Raw genomic sequence first — 16,041 nt, forward strand, 5'->3', positions numbered from 1 at the left:
ACACACTTTCAGAATCAGAACAAGAAGCATGAAATCCTTCGCTTTCGTCTTTCCCGGCCAGGGCTCCCAGTCCGTCGGCATGCTGGACGCCTGGGGCGGCCATCCCGCGGTTGCCGCAACGCTCGCCGAGGCTTCCGACGCGCTGGGCGAAGACCTGGGCCGATTGATCGCGCAAGGCCCCAAAGAGGCGCTGGCGATGACCACCAACACGCAGCCGGTGATGCTGGTGGCGGGCGTGGCGGCCTATCGCGCGTGGCTGGCCGAAGGCGGCGCCGAGCCGGCCGTGGTGGCGGGCCATTCGCTGGGCGAATATTCCGCGCTGGTCGCCGCCGGCGTGCTGACGCTGGCGCAGGCGGCTCCGCTGGTGCGTTTCCGGGCGCAGGCGATGCAGGATGCAGTGCCGGCAGGGACGGGCGCCATGGCGGCCATCCTCGGCATGGACGCCCGGCGCGTCATCGAAGGTTGCGCGGACGCGGTTCGCAGCTTCGGCGTCGGCACCAGCGAAGTGGTGGAGGCAGTCAATTTCAACGACCCCGGCCAGACCGTGATTGCCGGCAGCAAGGCCGGCGTCGACAAGGCCTGCGAAGTGCTCAAGGCAGCGGGCGCCAAGCGCGCCCTGCCGCTGCCGGTGTCGGCGCCTTTTCACTCCAGCCTGATGAAACCCGCTGCGCAGAAGCTCAAGGCCAGGCTGGCCGAGACGCCCTTCGCCGCGCCGCGCATTCCGGTGATCAACAACATCGAGGTCAGCGTCGAAACCGATCCGGACCGGATCCGCGCCGCCCTCTATGAACAGGCCTTCGGCCCGGTGCGCTGGGTGGAGTGCGTGCAGGCGATCAAGGCGCGCGGCGTCACGACGCTGGTGGAGTGCGGTCCCGGCAAGGTGCTGGCCGGCCTGTGCAAACGGATCGACCCGGAACTGACCGGGCTCGCGCTGTATGACAGCGCGACCCTGGCGGACCTGAAGGGGCAACTGGCATGAGCGAACAAGTATTTGCCGGCCAGGTCGCGCTGGTTACCGGCGCGACGCGCGGGATCGGCGCGGCGATCGCACAGGAACTGGCGGCCCGCGGCGTCAAGGTCATCGGCACGGCGACGACCGCGGAGGGTGCCGCCAAGATCAGCGCGGCGCTTGGCGCTCACGCCGGTTGCCGCGGCGCAGCATTGGACGTCAATGACGGCGCCGCTGCCGAAGCACTGGTCGATTCCATCGTCAAGCAGGACGGCGGCTTGCAGATCCTGGTGAACAACGCCGGCATCACCCGCGACATGCTGGCGATGCGTTTGAAGGACGAAGACTGGGACGCGGTGCTGGACACCAACCTCAAGGCTGTCTTCCGGATGAGCCGGGCCGTGATGCGCACGATGATGAAGCAGCGCTACGGCCGCATCGTCAGCATCACCTCGGTGGTCGGCGCCTCGGGCAATGCGGGGCAGGCCAATTACGCAGCGGCCAAGGCCGGCGTGGCCGGCATGACCCGGGCGCTGGCGCGCGAACTCGGCAGCCGCGGCATCACCGTCAACTGCGTGGCGCCCGGATTCATCGAAACCGACATGACTGCATCGCTGCCGGCGGAACAGCAGAAGGCGCTCCTGGGCCAGATTCCCCTGGGGCACCTTGGCAAGCCGGCAGACATCGCCCACGCCGTCGCGTGGCTCGCTTCGCCGCAGGCCGGCTACGTGACTGGACAGGAAGTCCACGTCAACGGCGGCATGTACATGGCCTGAAATAAGTCAGGGCCGGTTCGTTCGCCCGGCCGCCGGGGACGGGGAAAGACCCCTGTCCCGGGTAAAATTGCGAATTCATTCACAACCCTTTGAGGGAACCATGAGCGATATCGAAGCACGTGTCAAAAAAATCATCGCCGAACAACTCGGCGTGGAGGAGTCCCAGGTCACCAGCGAAAAAGCCTTCGTGGCCGACCTCGGCGCTGACTCTCTGGACACGGTGGAGCTGGTGATGGCGCTCGAAGACGAGTTCGGCATCGAGATTCCCGATGAGGACGCAGAGAAGATCACGACGGTGCAAAACGCCATCGACTACGCCAACACGCACCAGAAGGCCTGATCGCGCATGAGCGGAGCCCAGAACCGTTTCCCGGAGGCAGCATGAGCCGGCGGCGCGTCGTCGTGACGGGGCTTGGCTGCGTCAGCCCGGTCGGGAACTCGGCGCAGGAGTCGTGGACCAACCTGCTGGCAGGCCGCGGCGGCATCGATTCGATCAAGAGTTTCGACCCGTCCAATCTGGCCTGCCGGTTCGCCGGCGAAGTCAAGAACCTCAACATCGGCGACTGGATTCCCGAGAAGGAGGCGCGCCACATGGACCGCTTCATCCACCTCGGGCTGGTGGCGGCGATCCAGGCGGTGAACGACAGCGGGCTGCCCACCGGCGATGCGCTCAGCGCCGAGGAGGCGGACCGCATCGGCTGCAACATCGGCTCGGGCATCGGCGGGCTGCCGATGATCGAGGAAATGCACGGTGAACTGGTCAATCGCGGCCCGCGCCGCATTTCCCCCTTCTTCGTGCCGGCGTCGATCATCAACATGATTTCCGGCCACGTGTCGATCCGGTTCGGCTACAAAGGCCCGAACATCGCCGTGGTCACGGCCTGCACCACGGGCCTGCACGCGATCGGCCTGTCGGCCCGGCTGATCGAATCCGGCGATGCCGACGTGATGATCGCCGGTGGCGCCGAATCCTGCATTTCGCCGCTGGGCGTCGGCGGATTCGCCGCGGCGCGCGCGCTGTCCACCCGCAACGACGACCCCAAGACCGCCTCGCGGCCCTGGGACAAGGACCGCGACGGCTTCGTGCTGGGCGAGGGCGGCGGCGTTCTGGTGCTGGAAGAGTACGAGCACGCCAAGGCCCGCGGGGCGAAGATCTACGCGGAGCTGGCCGGCTTCGGCATGAGCGGGGACGCCTTCCACATGACGGCCCCGGACGTGGACGGTCCGCGCCGCTCGATGGTCAACGCCTTGCGCAACGCCGCGATCAACCTCGACGAAGTGCAATACCTCAATGCCCACGGCACCTCCACGCCGCTGGGCGATCTGAACGAGACCAACGCGATCAAGGCCGCGTTCGGCGACAGCGCCAGGAAGCTGGTGGTCAATTCCACCAAATCGATGACGGGCCACCTGCTGGGCGGGGCGGGCGGCATCGAATCCGTGTTCAGCGTGCTGGCCATCCACCACCAGAAGAGCCCGCCCACCATCAACATCTTCAACCAGGATCCGGAGTGCGACCTGGATTACTGCGCCAACGAGGCCCGGGACCTGAAGATCGACGTGGTCGTGAAGAACAACTTCGGCTTCGGCGGCACCAATGGCACCCTGGTTTTCAAGCGCATCTGAGCGGCGCGCCGGGCACCGCCCGCCGCTGGTCTGAAACCGTTTCCATGCACAACGCGCCGGCCGTGACTTATCCGGTGGCGCGTCCCCGATTCGCCGGCCTGCTGGCAGCCGCGCTCTGGCTGGCCGGCGTCGCCGTGGCCCTGCTGTGGGTGCTTGCAGCGGCCAACCCCGGCTGGCGGCAGGCGCTGGCCGCCGCCGTGCTCGCCATGGCCGGCGGGTGGGTCCTGGCGTCCTGGCTGCGCTCGCCGCAAGGGAACCTGCGTTGGGACGGGACGGCGTGGACCGCGACCTTCGATGCCGGCCCGGGTGACGTGGAAGCGGCGATGGACTTGCAGCGGTGCATGCTGGTGCGCTGGTCCTCGCCCAGTTCATCACGGTGGCTCTGGCTGGAACGCAGCCGCGATCCCCGGCACTGGCTGGACCTGCGCCGTGCGGTATATTCGCGCCCCAGGCCGCCAGCGCGGCCTCCTGCGCGCCCGCCAGTGGCGACACCATGACCAAAGCCTCCGCACCGCCCACGCCATCCGACACCGACCTGATGCTGGTGGAACGGACAGTGGCGGGCGACCAGAAGGCGTTCGAGCTGCTGGTCATCAAGTACCAGCGGCGCATCGAGCGGCTGATCGGCCGGATGGTGCGCGACGTCGACCTGGTGGAGGACATCGCCCAGGAAACCTTCATCCGCGCCTACCGGGCGCTGGCGCAGTTCCGCGGCGACGCCCAGTTCTACACCTGGCTGTACCGGATCGCGGTGAACACGGCCAAGAAGGCGCTGATGGACCTCAAGCGCGACCCGCTGGTGTCGGAAAGCGCATTGCGCGGCGGCGGCGACGACGAAGATGAAACTTCCGCCGTGGAGAACGAACTAACCTCCTCGGAAACGCCCGAGACGGTGCTCGCCGCCAAGGAAATCGCAGGAGCGGTGAACTCGGCCATGGAGGCGCTGCCCGAGGAATTGCGCCAGGCGGTCACGCTGCGCGAGATCGAGGGCCTGAGCTATGAAGAGATCGCGGAAGTGATGAATTGCCCGATCGGCACCGTGCGTTCCAGGATTTTCCGGGCGCGCGAGGCCATTTCGGCGAAAGTCAGGCCCATGCTGGAGAACCAGACGGGCAAGCGCTGGTGATGCGCGAATTGGCAAGGTGATGCGATGGACAAGATGCAAATGCACGAAATGATCTCGGCGCTGGCCGACGGCCAGCTGCGCGGCGAAGCGCTCGAACGCACGATCGGGCTGGTCGCCACGGATGCCCAGGCCCGCGCCGCCTGGCACACCTACCACCTGATCGGCGATGTGCTGCGCTCGGGAAGCCTGGCCACCGGAACCGAGCCGGCCGCCTTCCTGGCCGGCTTCCAGGTCCGGCTGGAGCGCGAGCAGGCCAATCCCCGGCCGGAGGCGGGCGCGCCGGCGCCCCTGCCGGCGCAATCGCAGCAGGTCGTGCGCCCCAGGGGTGATGCCGCAAACGACGGCAGCTTCCGCTGGAAGCTGGTGGCAGGTTTCGCGTCGCTGGCCGCAGTGACGGCGATCGGGTGGACGGCGGTGGGCGATTCCATGCGGGCGCAGCAGCCGCAACTCGCCAGTGCGCGGCCGGCGGCCGCCGTCGCCTCGCTGGAACACCCGCCGGCAATGATTCGCGATCCGCGGCTGGACGAGCTGCTGGCGGCCCATCGCCAGCTCGGTGGCGGCGCTTCGGCGCTGCAATCGCCCGCGGGATTCCTGCGTAACGCGACTTTCGAGGGCCCGGCCCGCTGAAGGCGCCCGTCACGCATGCTCCAAGTTTCGCCCGCCTCGTCGCTTCGCCTGTTCGCCCGCCTGCTCGTCACCCTGGCTGCCTTGAGCGCGCTGGGCCTGGCCGGTGCCACGCCGCCGGCTGGCCATGCGGGCGCCAACGGCAGGAACACTGAACGCAGCGTGGGGGAATGGCTGCTGCGGATGCACGAGGCGTCGCGCCGCCGTAGCTATGTCGGCACCTTCGTGGTGTCGTCCTATGCCGGCGCGCTGTCCAGCGCCCGCATCTGGCATGCCTGCGAGGGCGACGTGCAGATGGAGCGGGTGGAAAGCCTCAGCGGCGCGCCGCGCGCGATCTTCCGGCGCAACGACGAAGTCATGACCTTCCTGCCGGAGCAGAAGGTGGCGCGCAGCGAAAGGCGCGAATCGGCCGGACTGTTCCCCAACCTGCTGACCGGCACCGAGAGCTCCATCCCCGAGTTCTATGGCGCGCGCACCGTCGGCACCGACCGCGTCGCCGGCCATGACGCCGACGTGGTCGAGCTCGCGCCGAAGGACAACCTGCGCTACGGCTACCGGATCTGGAGCGAGCGCAAGTCCGGCCTGGTGGTGAAGCTGCAGACGCTGGACACGGAAGGCAACGTCCTGGAACAGGCCGCGTTTTCCGAGTTGCAGCTAGACGCGCCGGTGCGGATGGACCGCCTGGCCCAGATGATGGCCAGCACCGACGGCTACCGGGTGGAGAAATCCGACGTGGCCAAGACCACCGCGCTGGCCGAGGGCTGGACCCTGAAGACGCCGGTTGCCGGCTTCAAGTCGATGAGCTGCTACAAGCGCCCGGCCAGCGACAACGCGATGCAGTGGATCTTTTCGGACGGCCTGGCTTCGGTGTCGCTGTTCGTGGAACCCTATGACCGCCAGCGCCACACGCAGGAGGGCTTGTTCGCCGCGGTCGGGGCCACCCAGACCCTGACCCACCGGGTGCAGGACTGGTGGGTGACGGCGGTGGGCGAAGTGCCGCCTTCCACCCTCAAGGCCTTTGCCACCAGCCTTGAGCGGCGCCGATAAGCCCCCAGATCATCCCGTGCCGCGAGATGCGAGAACCACTGTTGCCGCGCCGCATTCCCAGCAATATCCTTATCAAGAGGTCCATATGTTCCAGCTCGATTGGAAGAAATTCCGTGCCCATGCCCTGGTGAGCGCGCTCGCGCTCACCGGCACCGTGGCGCTGGTGCCGGCCCAGCCGGCGATGGCCCAGTCCGCGCCGCAGATGAAGGGGCTGCCTGACTTCACCGAACTGGTGGAGCAGGTCGGGCCGGCCGTGGTCAACATCCGCACGCTGGAGCGCGCCCGCCCCAGCGCCGCCGGCAGCGGGCAGATGGACGAAGACATGCAGGAGTTCTTCCGGCGCTTCTTCGGCCAGCCCGCCCCCGGCGCGCCCCGCCAGGCGCCGCGGCCGAACCGGCCGCAGCCGCAGGACGAGGATGCGCAGCCGCGCGGCGTCGGTTCTGGCTTCATCCTGACCTCCGACGGGTTCGTCATGACCAACGCCCACGTCGTCGACGGCGCCGAGGAGGTGATGGTGACGCTGCCCGACAAGCGCGAGTTCAAGGCCAGGGTGGTCGGCACTCCCGACAAGCGCACCGACGTGGCGGTGATCAAGATCGACGCCACCGGCCTGCCGGCCGTGAAGATCGGCGACGTCAACCGCCTCAAGGTGGGCGAGTGGGTGATGGCGATCGGCTCGCCGTTCGGCCTCGAGAACACCGTCACGGCCGGCATCGTCAGCGCCAAGCAGCGCGACACCGGCGACTACCTGCCGTTCATCCAGACCGACGTGGCGATCAATCCCGGCAATTCGGGCGGCCCGCTGATCAACATGCGCGGCGAGGTGGTGGGCATCAACAGCCAGATCTATTCGCGCTCCGGCGGCTTCATGGGCATCTCGTTCGCGATCCCGATCGACGAGGCGATCCGCGTCAGCGAGCAACTGCGCTCGCCCGCCGGCCGGGTCTCGCGCGGGCGGATCGGCGTGCAGATCGACCAGGTCACCAAGGACGTTGCCGAGTCGATCGGCCTGGGCAAGCCGCAGGGCGCCCTGGTGCGCAGCGTGGAAAGCGGATCGCCCGCCGACAAGGCCGGAATCGAGGCCGGGGACATCATCACCCGCCTGGACGGCAAGGCGATCGAGCGCGCCACCGATCTGCCACGCATGGTCGGCAACACCAAGCCGGGCAGCAAGGCGACGGTGACGGTGTTCCGGCGCGGCGGCTCCAAGGACCTGGGCGTGACCATCGCTGAGTTCGAGGCCGAGAAGCCGGTCAAGCGCGTGTCGGAGAAGGAGGCGGAAAAGCCCAAGGGTTCTGCCGCCGCCCAGTCGGTCGGCCTGGTCGTCAGCGACCTGACGGACGCGCAGAAGAAGGAAATGAAGATCAAGGGCGGCGTCAAGGTGGAAACGGTGGCGGAGGCCGCCGCCCGCGCCGGCATCCGCGAGGGCGACATCATCGTGGCGATCGGCAACACCGAGATCCACTCGGTGCGCGAGTTCGATGCCGTGATCGCGAAGGTCGACAAGAGCAAGGCAGTGCCGGTGCTGCTGCGCCGAGGCGAGCTTGCCAGCTACCTGCTGCTGCGACCGTCGCGCGGCTAGCGCAGTCCGGCGTCAAGGGCGCGAAGGCCCCAGCCCGAGGTCGGGTTTGGGGCTTTTTTTCGACGGCCGCTCAAATATTTATCGTGCAGTTTTGCACGATATAAAGTGTGCACTTGCTAACTTATAATCCTGGTATGCACGTTTTTCGATAGAATGCGAGGGTCGGTGGCGTGATTAGAGGCATATGCGCCATGCCCCAGACCACCATGCGGGATGAATGCAGACGCTCCACCGGCAGTCCACAGATCGCCCACACCTTGTCCAGACAGCTGCCCCCAGAATTTGTTGATAACCTGTGCATAAGAATCCTGTTGCAGCCCTGCAACGACCCTTCCCGGGCACCCCTCGCTCTGTACGCCCCGGGCTTTTTGCCTACAATGAAGCTCCAACTATCGCAGTTGCCATAGATTGTTGGTTCAGGGCGCGTCACCACTCGACGCGCCCTTTTTTCTTTCCGGCTGCCGTTTGAATTCAATCACTTAAGCGTTCCCGTTGATGAATCACATCAGAAACTTTTCGATCATCGCGCACATCGACCACGGCAAATCGACACTCGCGGACCGCTTGATCCAGCGCTGCGGAGGACTCTCGGATCGCGAGATGGAAGAGCAGGTTCTCGACTCGATGGATCTGGAAAAGGAGCGTGGGATAACCATCAAGGCGCAGACCGCGGCGCTCAAGTACAAGGCGCAGGATGGACAGGTCTACAACCTCAATCTGATCGACACGCCGGGCCACGTGGACTTCTCGTACGAGGTCTCGCGCTCGCTGTCCGCATGCGAAGGCGCGCTGCTGGTGGTCGATGCCAGCCAGGGCGTGGAAGCGCAGACCGTCGCCAACTGCTACACGGCGCTCGAACTCGGCGTCGAAGTGGTTCCGGTCCTGAACAAGATGGACCTGCCGCAGGCCGATCCGGACAACGCGAAGCTGGAAATCGAGGACGTGATCGGCATCGACGCGACCAACGCCATTCCGTGCTCCGCCAAGACCGGCATGGGCATCGACGAGATCCTGGAAGCGGTCGTCGCCCGGATCCCGGCGCCCAAGGGCAATCCCGACGGCCCGCTGCGCGCCATGATCGTCGACAGCTGGTTCGACAGCTACGTCGGCGTGGTGATGCTGGTGCGGGTGGTCGACGGCCGGCTGGCCAGGGGCGAGCGTATCAAGCTGATGGCCAACGACCTCCAGTACAACGCCGACAACCTCGGCGTCTTCACCCCCGCCAACGAATCGCGCCCGGCGCTGGAAGCGGGGGAGGTGGGCTACATCATCGCCGGCATCAAGGAACTGCAGGCGGCGAAGGTGGGTGACACTATCACCCTGGTCCGGCCCGGCACCGGCGGCGCCGCTTTCACGGCCACCGAGCCGCTGCCAGGCTTCAAGGAAATCCAGCCCCAGGTGTTCGCCGGCCTGTACCCGACCGAGGCCAACCAGTACGACTCGCTGCGCGACGCGCTGGAAAAGCTCAAGCTCAACGACGCCTCGCTGCATTACGAGCCGGAAGTGTCCCAGGCGCTGGGCTTCGGCTTCCGCTGCGGCTTCCTGGGCCTGCTGCACATGGAGATCGTGCAGGAGCGGCTGGAGCGCGAGTTCGACCAGGACCTGATCACCACGGCGCCGAGCGTCGTCTACCAAGTGGTCAAGCCGGGCGGCGAGATCATGATGGTGGAGAACCCGTCCAAGATCCCGGACCAGGGCAAGCTGGAGGAAATCCGCGAACCGATCGTCACCGTGCACCTGTACATGCCTCAGGAGTACGTCGGGCCGGTGATGACCCTGGCCAACCTCAAGCGCGGCGTCCAGCTGAACATGGCCTACCACGGCAAGCAGGTCATGCTGACCTACGAGATGCCGCTGGGCGAGATCGTGCTGGACTTCTTCGACAAGCTCAAGTCCGTCAGCCGCGGCTACGCCTCGATGGACTACGAGTTCAAGGAGTACCGCGCCTCCGACGTGGTGAAGGTGGACATTCTGCTCAACGGCGAGAAGGTGGACGCCCTGTCGATCATCGTCCACCGCACCCAGGCCCAGTACCGCGGCCGCGCCGTCGTCGCCAAGATGCGCGAGATCATCAGCCGCCAGATGTTCGACGTCGCGATCCAGGCCGCGATCGGGGCCAACATCATCGCCCGCGAGACCATCAAGGCGCTGCGCAAGAACGTGCTGGCAAAATGCTACGGCGGCGACATCAGCCGCAAGCGCAAGCTCCTCGAGAAACAAAAAGCAGGCAAGAAAAGAATGAAGCAGATCGGGTCGGTCGAAGTGCCGCAGGAAGCGTTCCTCGCAATCTTGCAGGTGGAGGAATGATGCCGGTATTGACCGCGGCGGTCCTGGCCGCCTTCGCCGGCTACGCCGGTGCCTGGTACCTGGGCATGGTCGAAGGCAACTTCGCGCTGCTGCTGTTCCTGGCGACCATCGTGACCGGCCTGTACTGGCTGGCCGAGCGCCTGTACTTCCTGCCGCGCCGGCGCCAGGCCGCCGCCGCCCTGGAGGCCCAGGCCGCCCAGCGCAAGGGCGAACTGGCCGCCCGCGGCATCGCCCCGGTGGACGCCGACCTGGCCACCGCCCGCCAGCGCCTGCTGATGCAGCCCTGGTGGCTGGACTGGACCGCCGGACTGTTCCCCGTGATCATCGCGGTGTTCGTGCTGCGCTCGTTCCTGTTCGAGCCGTTCAAGATTCCCTCCGGTTCGATGATCCCCACGCTGCTGGTGGGCGACCTGATCCTGGTGAACAAGTACACCTACGGGCTGCGGCTGCCGGTGCTGAACACCAAGCTCACCAACGGCACGCCGCCGCACCGGGGCGACGTCATGGTGTTCCGCTATCCGCCCAAGCCGAGCCTGGACTACATCAAGCGGGTGATCGGCGTGCCGGGCGACCAGGTGGCATATCTGAACAAGAAGCTGACCATCAACGGCCAGCCGGTGAGCAAGGTCGCACTGCCTGATTTCTTCGACGAAGACGCCATGCGCTACTTCAAGCAGTTCGAGGAAGAGATCGGCGGCAAGCGCCATCGCCTGCTCAATGACGACGACCGCCCGGCCTTCATCCCCGGCGTGGAAGACTTTCCCTTCAAGCAGAATTGCCAGTACAGTGTCGAAGGGGTCACATGCAAGGTGCCGCAGGGGTACTACTTCATGATGGGCGACAACCGGGACAATTCCCTGGATTCGCGCTACTGGGGCTTCGTGCCGGACAGGAACATCGTCGGCAAGGCGTTCCTGGTCTGGATGAACTTCAGCAGCCCCAAGCGCATCGGCGCCTTTGATTAGAAGTTGTTGTCAATAAACCGGCGGAAGGGTTCATCCATGAAGGATCAGATCAAGTCTCGGCAGGACGGCTTTTCGCTGTTCGGCTTCCTGTTCGTGGTCGGTGTGCTGGCGTGCGTCGGCGTGCTGGCCGCCCAGGCTTTCCCGACCGTGCTTGAGTACCAGGCGGCGCTCAAGGCGGTGCAAAAAGCCTCGGCCGGCAACACGGTCGGCGAAGTGAAAACCATCTTCGACAAGGCGGCGCAGATCGACGACATCAATGCGATTTCCGGCAAGGACCTGGTGGTGACCAAGGAGGGCGACAAGGTCGTGGTCTCCTTCGCCTACAACAAGGAAATCCACATGTTCGGCCCCGCCTTCCTGCTGCTCAAGTACGCGGGGCGGTCCAAGTAGAAGCCCGAGCCAGCGTGGATGGCGATCTGTCAGCGCTGCAGGATCGCCTGCAACACCGCTTTGCAGACCCGCGGCTGCTGACGCGCGCGCTGACCCATCGCAGCTTTTCGTCGGACCACAACGAACGGCTCGAATTCCTGGGCGATTCGGTCCTGAACCTGGCGGTTGCGGCGCTGCTGTACGGCCGGCTCAGCACCCTGCCGGAAGGCGAGCTGTCGCGCGTGCGCGCCAACCTGGTCAAGCAGGAGACGCTGCATCAGGTGGCGGTCGGCATCGGCCTGCCCAAGGTGATCCGGCTGGGAGAAGGCGAATCGCGCTCCGGCGGCAACAAGCGGCCGTCGATCCTGGCCGACGCGCTGGAAGCGGTGATCGGCGCCGTCCACCTGGACGCCGGCTACGGCGCCGCCGAGGCGCTGGTCCACCGGCTGTTCGAGGCGGTGGAGATCACGCCCCAGATGCCGGCGGCCGCCAAGGACCCGAAGACCGAGTTGCAGGAATGGCTGCAGGGCCGCAAGATGAAGCTGCCGATCTACCGCGTGGCTGCCACGCTGGGCGCGGCCCACAAGCAGACCTTCGACGTCGAGTGCGAGGTGCCGGAGCTCGGCGCCGTCGAGCGCGGCATCGGCGCCTCGCGCCGCGCCGGCGAACAGGCGGCCGCGGCAGCCATGCTGCTGAACCTGAAAGCGAAGACCAAATGACAGACGCCCCCGAAACCCCCGCCGCCCAACCTGTCCCCGATCCGGCGGCCGCCGGCCAGCGCTGCGGCCTGATCGCCATCGTCGGCAAGCCCAACGTCGGCAAGTCGACCCTGCTCAACGCCCTGGTGCAGCAGAAGATCAGCATCACGTCCAACAAGGCGCAGACCACGCGCCACCGCATCACCGGCATCCGCACGGTGGGCAAGGCGCAGTTCGTGTTCGTCGACACGCCCGGCTTCCAGACCCGCCACAACACCGCCCTGAACAAGTCGCTGAACAAGACCGTGCTCGGCGCCGTCGGCGACGTCGACCTGGTGCTGTTCGTGGTGGAGGCGGGCAAGTTCCTGCCGGCCGATGCCAAGGTGCTGGAGCTGCTCAAGCCGGGCATCCCGGCGCTGCTGGTGGCCAACAAGCTGGACGAAGTGCACCGGCGCGGCGACATCGCGCCCTGGCTGCAGGAGATGCAGAAGCGGCACGCCTTCACCGAGTTCGTGCCGATGTCGGCCAAGAACGCCAAGGACGTGGAGCGCCTGTTCGGCATCTGCGAGAAATACCTGCCCGAGCAGCCCTTCTGGTACGCGCCGGACGAGCTCACCGACCGCAGCGAGAAATTCCTGGCCAGCGAGACCGTGCGCGAGAAGCTGTTCCGCTTCACCGGCGACGAGCTGCCGTACACGTCGACGGTGGTGATCGACAAGTTCGAGGAAGAACCCAGTCCCAAGCACGGCCGGATGGTCAAGATCGCCGCCACCATCGTGGTGGAGCGCGACGGCCACAAGGCGATGGTGATCGGCGACAAGGGCGAGCGGCTCAAGCGCATCGGCACCGAAGCGCGCCAGGAGCTGGAAAAGCTGATGGGGGCCAAGGTGTTCCTCGAGCTGTGGGTCAAGGTGCGCAGCGGCTGGGCCGACGACGAGGCGCGGGTGCGCAGTTTTGGCTACGAATAGGCGGATCTCCGACGAACCGGCGTTCGTGCTCCACCGCTACGACTGGAGCGAATCGAGCCTGATCCTGGAAGTATTCACCCGCCGCCACGGCCGCATCGCCCTGGTGGCCAAGGGCGCCAAGCGCCCCAGTTCCAGCTTCCGCCCGGTGCTGTTGCCGCTGCAGCCGCTGCGGGTCAGCTTCGGCGGCGACGCCGAGATCCGCACGCTCAAGGGCGCCGAATGGGTCGGCGGCCAGGTGATGCCGACCGGCGATGCGCTGCTGTCCGGCTACTACCTCAACGAACTGCTGATCCGCCTGCTGGCGCGCGACGATCCGCATCCCGGCCTGTTCGACGCCTACGCCTCGGCGGTACAGGTGCTGGCCTCCGAGCATGGCGAGGCCCTGCAGCCGGCGCTGCGGGCGTTCGAGCTGGTGCTGCTGCGCGAGATCGGCCTGCTGCCGGTGCTGAACCTGCAGACCCCCACGCTGGCGCCGCTGCAGGCGCAGGCACGCTACAGCCTGGTGCCCGAGGGCGGCCTGGTGCAGGCCGCGCCGGGCGACGACCGCGCCAGCCTGGACGGCGAGCAATGGCAGCTGCTGCAGCTGGCGCTGGACGACCCCGCCCCGTTTTCCGCCACGCTGCCCGAGGCAGCGATGGTGATGGCGCAGCTCAAGCCGCAGCTGCGCACCCTGCTGCACTACCATTGCGGCGTGACCACCTTGCGCACCCGGCAGATGATGAAAGACCTGCAGGCCCTATAGATATGACACCCACGCTTGCCGCCCCCACAGCCCTGTCCGTCAACCTGAACAAGGTGGCGCTGGTGCGCAATACGCGCTCGCTGGGCATTCCCAGCGTGGTCCGGGCCGCCACCCTGTGCCTGCAGGCCGGCGCCCACGGCATCACCGTCCATCCCCGGCCGGACGGCCGCCACATCCGCAGCGACGACGTCCACGATCTGCACAGGCTGCTGCAGGCCTGGCCGCGCGCCGAATACAACATCGAGGGCAACCCGTTCCACAACCTGATGGACTTCGTGCGCCAGGTCCGGCCGCACCAGTGCACCTTCGTTCCCGACGCCGAGGGCCAGTCCACCAGCGACCACGGCTGGGACCTGGCGGCCGACGGCGACAGGCTGCGGCCGCTGATCGCGGAAGCCCGGGCACTGGGCGTGCGCGTCAGCCTGTTCATGGATCCCGTGCCCCGGGCCATGGCGGCCGCGAAGGCCATCGGCGCGGACCGGGTCGAGCTTTACACCGAAAGCTACGCCCGCGCCCATGGGACGGCGTCCGCCCGGCCCGTGCTGCAGGCATTCACCCATGCCGCACAGGCCGCGTTGGCCGCCGGCCTCGGCGTCAACGCCGGCCACGACCTGAACCGCGCCAACCTCACCGAATTCCTGCTGCAGGTGCCGGGGGTGCGCGAAGTGTCGATCGGACACGCCCTCATTGCCGATGCCCTGGAGCTGGGCTACAAGGCCACCGTGCGCTCCTATCTCCAGTGCATCGAGCAGGCGTTCGCCGCCTCCGCCGGCCAATGATCTACGGCCTCGGAACGGACATCTGCGACGTCCGCCGGATCCGCGCTTCGCTGGAGCGGCACGGCGAGCGCTTCGCCCGCAAGATCCTGAGCGATGCCGAACTGGCCACCTGGCACCACCGCAGCGCGCGCTGGCCCGAGCGCGGCGTGCGCTACCTGGCAACCCGTTTTTCGGCCAAGGAAGCGTTCAGCAAGGCGGTCGGGCTGGGCATGCGGATGCCGATGACCTGGCGGCTGTGCGAGGTGGGCAAGCTGGCCAGCGGCCAGCCCGTGATCGTGCTGCACGGCGGCCTCAAGGAGTGGTTCGATGCGCGCGGCCTGTCGGCCCATGTCAGCGTGACCGACGAGACCGATTACGCTGCCAGCTTCGTCGTTGTTGAAAAGAACAAACCATGAATGAACATGCCCCGCTGATCCTGGACATCGCCGGACCCGACATGACGCCGGCGGACCGCCGCCGCCTGGCCCACCCGCTGACCGGCGGCGTCATCCTGTTCGCCCGCAACTGGCGCAGCCGCGAACAGCTGGCCGACCTGTGCGCCGACATGAAGGAAGTGCGGGGCGACCTGCTGGTCTGCGTCGACCACGAGGGCGGGCGGGTGCAGCGCTTCCGCCAAGGCGGCTTCACGCACCTGCCGCCGATGCGCGCCCTGGGCGAGCTGTGGATGAACGACGGCGGCGGGCCCACCGGCAGCGGCGCGATGGCGGCCAGCAATGCCGCCACGGCGGTCGGCTATGTGCTGGGCTCCGAGCTGCGCGCCTGCGGGATCGACCTGAGCTTCACGCCAGTGCTCGACCTCGACTGGGGCGAGTCGGGCGTGATCGGCGACCGCGCCTTCCACCGCGACCCGCGGGTGGTGGCGCTGCTGGCCAAGGGCCTGATGCACGGCCTGCTGCAGGCCGGCATGGCCAATTGCGGCAAGCACTTCCCCGGCCACGGCTGGGTGAAGGCCGATTCGCACACGGACATTCCGGTGGACGAGCGCAGCCTGGTGGCCATCCTGGCCGATGATGCCGCGCCTTACGAATGGCTCAACACGGTGCTCACCAGCGTGATGCCGGCCCACGTGATCTACCCCGAGGTGGACCGGCGGCCGGCGGGCTTTTCCAGCCGCTGGCTCAACGACATCCTGCGGCGGCAACTGAGTTTTACCGGCGCCATTTTCAGCGACGACCTGAGCATGGCCGGCGCCCGCGTGATCGACGGCAAGCAGGTGAGCTACTCCGATGGCGCAGTCTTTGCGCTGAATGCCGGCTGCGACATGGTCCTTCTTTGCAACCAGTCGGTCGATGGCGGCGCTGCGGTGGACGAACTGCTCGACGGCCTGGACCAGGCCCGGCGCAACGCGCAATGGCGCCCCAACGGCGCCAGCGAGCAGCGCCGGCTGGCGCTGCTGCCCGGCAAGCCGGCGCTGCACTGGGACGAGCTGATGACCGAGCCGGCCTACCGCCACGCGCTCGACATGCTGCCCTGAGGCCGGCCA

Annotated in this window: 18 protein-coding genes; all 18 read left to right on the top strand. The window is 67.1% G+C overall.

Annotation, left to right across the window (positions count from 1 at the left end; all coding sequences use genetic code 11):
- Positions 1 to 28: 28 nt before the first annotated feature.
- Positions 29 to 979, top strand: a complete 951-nt coding sequence (gene fabD, locus ACFPOE_RS14610; RefSeq protein ID WP_376850856.1) for an ACP S-malonyltransferase — start codon at positions 29 to 31, stop codon at positions 977 to 979.
- Positions 976 to 1,725: a 3-oxoacyl-ACP reductase FabG gene (gene fabG / locus ACFPOE_RS14615; protein WP_376850857.1), complete on the top strand. Its 750-nt coding sequence runs from the start codon at positions 976 to 978 to the stop codon at positions 1,723 to 1,725. Before fabD ends, fabG begins: the two co-directional genes overlap by 4 nt.
- 100 nt (positions 1,726 to 1,825) lie before the next feature.
- Positions 1,826 to 2,065 (top strand): acyl carrier protein, encoded by a 240-nt coding sequence (gene acpP / locus ACFPOE_RS14620; protein WP_048441207.1) that lies wholly within the window; start codon positions 1,826 to 1,828, stop codon positions 2,063 to 2,065.
- Positions 2,066 to 2,106: 41 nt separating this feature from the next.
- Positions 2,107 to 3,351, top strand: coding sequence for a beta-ketoacyl-ACP synthase II (gene fabF, locus ACFPOE_RS14625; RefSeq protein ID WP_376850858.1), 1,245 nt, complete (start codon positions 2,107 to 2,109; stop codon positions 3,349 to 3,351).
- 44 nt (positions 3,352 to 3,395) lie between these two features.
- Positions 3,396 to 3,848 (top strand): hypothetical protein, encoded by a 453-nt coding sequence (locus ACFPOE_RS14630; RefSeq protein ID WP_376850859.1) that lies wholly within the window; start codon positions 3,396 to 3,398, stop codon positions 3,846 to 3,848.
- Positions 3,845 to 4,477 carry an RNA polymerase sigma factor RpoE gene (rpoE, locus tag ACFPOE_RS14635; protein WP_376850860.1) on the top strand — a complete coding sequence of 211 codons (633 nt, stop codon included), beginning with the start codon at positions 3,845 to 3,847 and terminating at the stop codon, positions 4,475 to 4,477. Before ACFPOE_RS14630 ends, rpoE begins: the two co-directional genes overlap by 4 nt.
- Positions 4,478 to 4,501: 24 nt before the next feature.
- On the top strand, positions 4,502 to 5,104 hold the full coding sequence (locus ACFPOE_RS14640) for a sigma-E factor negative regulatory protein (protein WP_376850861.1): 603 nt from the start codon (positions 4,502 to 4,504) through the stop codon (positions 5,102 to 5,104).
- Between the two features lie 15 nt (positions 5,105 to 5,119).
- Positions 5,120 to 6,148 (top strand): MucB/RseB C-terminal domain-containing protein, encoded by a 1,029-nt coding sequence (locus tag ACFPOE_RS14645; protein ID WP_376850862.1) that lies wholly within the window; start codon positions 5,120 to 5,122, stop codon positions 6,146 to 6,148.
- 85 nt (positions 6,149 to 6,233) lie between these two features.
- Positions 6,234 to 7,730, top strand: a complete 1,497-nt coding sequence (locus tag ACFPOE_RS14650) for a DegQ family serine endoprotease (RefSeq protein ID WP_376850863.1) — start codon at positions 6,234 to 6,236, stop codon at positions 7,728 to 7,730.
- Positions 7,731 to 8,225: 495 nt separating this feature from the next.
- On the top strand, positions 8,226 to 10,037 hold the full coding sequence (gene lepA / locus ACFPOE_RS14655; RefSeq protein WP_376850864.1) for a translation elongation factor 4: 1,812 nt from the start codon (positions 8,226 to 8,228) through the stop codon (positions 10,035 to 10,037).
- Complete coding sequence (lepB, locus tag ACFPOE_RS14660; protein WP_376851905.1) at positions 10,037 to 11,002, top strand: signal peptidase I; 966 nt, start codon at positions 10,037 to 10,039, stop codon at positions 11,000 to 11,002. Before lepA ends, lepB begins: the two co-directional genes overlap by 1 nt.
- 36 nt (positions 11,003 to 11,038) lie before the next feature.
- Complete coding sequence (locus ACFPOE_RS14665) at positions 11,039 to 11,392, top strand: DUF4845 domain-containing protein (RefSeq protein ID WP_376850865.1); 354 nt, start codon at positions 11,039 to 11,041, stop codon at positions 11,390 to 11,392.
- 14 nt (positions 11,393 to 11,406) lie between these two features.
- Entirely contained in the window at positions 11,407 to 12,090 is a 684-nt protein-coding gene (rnc, locus tag ACFPOE_RS14670) for a ribonuclease III (protein ID WP_376850866.1), read from the top strand.
- On the top strand, positions 12,087 to 13,037 hold the full coding sequence (gene era, locus ACFPOE_RS14675; RefSeq protein ID WP_376850867.1) for a GTPase Era: 951 nt from the start codon (positions 12,087 to 12,089) through the stop codon (positions 13,035 to 13,037). Before rnc ends, era begins: the two co-directional genes overlap by 4 nt.
- Positions 13,024 to 13,779 (top strand): DNA repair protein RecO, encoded by a 756-nt coding sequence (recO, locus tag ACFPOE_RS14680; RefSeq protein WP_376850868.1) that lies wholly within the window; start codon positions 13,024 to 13,026, stop codon positions 13,777 to 13,779. The genes era and recO overlap by 14 nt, the downstream gene beginning before the upstream one ends.
- 2 nt (positions 13,780 to 13,781) lie before the next feature.
- Entirely contained in the window at positions 13,782 to 14,558 is a 777-nt protein-coding gene (locus ACFPOE_RS14685; RefSeq protein ID WP_376850869.1) for a pyridoxine 5'-phosphate synthase, read from the top strand.
- Complete coding sequence (gene acpS, locus ACFPOE_RS14690; protein ID WP_376850870.1) at positions 14,555 to 14,953, top strand: holo-ACP synthase; 399 nt, start codon at positions 14,555 to 14,557, stop codon at positions 14,951 to 14,953. Before ACFPOE_RS14685 ends, acpS begins: the two co-directional genes overlap by 4 nt.
- A complete protein-coding gene (gene nagZ / locus ACFPOE_RS14695; RefSeq protein ID WP_376850871.1) occupies positions 14,950 to 16,032 on the top strand; it encodes a beta-N-acetylhexosaminidase in 1,083 nt (360 codons plus the stop codon). Before acpS ends, nagZ begins: the two co-directional genes overlap by 4 nt.
- The last annotated feature ends 9 nt before the right edge of the window (positions 16,033 to 16,041 follow it).

Origin of the sequence: Caenimonas terrae (assembly GCF_042655405.1) — a bacterium.
GTDB lineage: Bacteria > Pseudomonadota > Gammaproteobacteria > Burkholderiales > Burkholderiaceae_C > Ramlibacter > Ramlibacter terrae_A.